The following is a 521-nucleotide window of genomic DNA, read 5'->3' on the forward strand; positions in this document are numbered from 1 at the left end:
TCTGCGCAAAACATGCGGGTCAGGGAGGAACCAGGTTCCTCGCGTTTGCCGACACAGGTCCAGATGTTCACAGAACAAGATGGATCCTCAAGCGGCTGCCTTGACGTAGCGGCGCGCAAACGATGCTGGCATTATTGAAAAAGGAGGTATACGAGGTGTCAAAAACGTTCGAATCATTAAAGTACTTCAACTACAGACTATGGTTCGGCGCCAACATCATCTCCTCCACCGGCATGTGGATGCAGCGCATCGCGCAAGACTGGGTGGTGCTCACCGTCCTCACCCAAGGTTCTGGCACCGCAATCGGTATTACCACCGCCCTCCAATTCCTGCCCATTCTTTTATTCAGCCCGTGGGCTGGTGTGATCGTAGACCGCGTGAACCGCAGAAACCTGATCCAGTTCACGCAGGGCATGATTGGCCTCACGTCACTCATTTTAGGTGTCCTCATTCTGACGAATACGGCGCAACTGTGGCACGTTTACGTCCTTGCATTCCTCGCAGGGATACTCTCCACCATC

The 521-nt window shown here is 53.7% G+C and carries 1 protein-coding gene; it reads left to right on the forward strand.

The features are described 5' to 3' along the window. Positions 1-155 precede the first annotated feature (155 nt). Positions 156-521, forward strand: a 366-nt coding sequence (locus HMPREF1627_RS00540; protein ID WP_034500145.1) for an MFS transporter, incomplete at its 3' end; no start/stop codon positions are given.

The organism is Actinomyces sp. S6-Spd3, from assembly GCF_000758755.1.
GTDB lineage: Bacteria > Actinomycetota > Actinomycetes > Actinomycetales > Actinomycetaceae > Pauljensenia.